The organism is Deltaproteobacteria bacterium, from assembly GCA_009929795.1.
GTDB lineage: Bacteria > Desulfobacterota > Desulfovibrionia > Desulfovibrionales > Desulfomicrobiaceae > RZZR01.
Map to the genome: position 1 here is coordinate 1 of RZZR01000405.1, position 1,046 is coordinate 1,046.

Annotated in this window: 2 protein-coding genes; both read right to left on the bottom strand. The window is 63.2% G+C overall.

Features of this window, described 5'->3' with window-relative positions; translation table 11 throughout:
• The coding region (locus EOM25_15330; GenBank protein ID NCC26552.1) for a hypothetical protein at nt 1-539 on the bottom strand (539 nt) is incomplete at its 3' end.
• Nucleotides 506-1,046 (bottom strand): TOBE domain-containing protein (locus tag EOM25_15335; protein ID NCC26553.1); only part of this gene is annotated, 541 nt, incomplete at its 5' end. The genes EOM25_15335 and EOM25_15330, both read right to left, overlap by 34 nt.

The window sequence follows — 1,046 nt, forward strand, 5'->3', positions numbered from 1 at the left end:
AAGGACGGCACAGCCGTGGTGGCCACGGAAGTCACCCGGTCCTCGTGGATGTGGGCCGTGGTTTTGACCGGACCGGAGGGCGTGTCCACGATCACGACCCGTTCCGGGCCCTCGGCTGGGATGTTGCCGGTTTCGATGAGAGTGGTCACGGCTCCGATGGTGGCATGGCCGCAGAGGTATGGGTAACGACGGGCGTCCATGAAGACGAGGCCGAAGTCCCCCTTGTCCGAGGTCGCTTCGGTCAGCAGGGCGGCCAGGAGGTCGCGGTCACCCCGAGGCTCCCGGGTCAACTGAAGTCGAATATGGTCAAAATTGCCCATGAAGTACCGACGTTTGTCCTCCATGGTCTGGCCGGGGATACGGCCAAGTCCGCGGACAATGAGCCGGGTGGCCTCGCCGCCGGTGTGGGAGTCCAGGGTCAGGATGCGGTGGTGGAAGCGCTCGGGCAGATCGGTCCGGATGTCGTCGACGTCCAGGCCCCGAACTGCCGCCGACGTGGCGTTCACTAGGCCGGGCCTTCCTCGGCCAGAAGGCCGCAATGCCGGGGCGGGATGTGAAAGACGATCCTGTCGCCGACGCGATAGGGCCTGGTCCGGACCATGCTGATGATGTGGAACTGGACGCCCGAGTCCAAGGTGACGAAATAGCTGACCTCTCCGCCCATGTAGCTTCGGTCGGCGACTTTGCCCTCAAAGATGGTGGTCGAAGACTCATCCACCTCGTCTCCGGGCTCAATGATATTGAACTTCTGGGCCCGCATGTTCAGGGTCACCCGTTGGCCTACGGGCCAGTTCCCTTCTTGTTCGCAGAGCACCTCCTGACCGCCCTCCATGCGGGCTGTGATCAGCTCCCCGTCGATCCGAACGGTCTCGGCCGGAAAGAAGTTGGACTGGCCGAGAAAGTCGGCCACAAAGAGGTTGGACGGGCTGTCGAAAACTTCTTCTGGGGCCCCGACCTGCTGCATGACCCCGTCCTTCATGACCACGATCTTGGAGGACATGCTGAGGGCCTCGCGCTGGTCGTGGGTGACGAAGACGGTAGTCAGA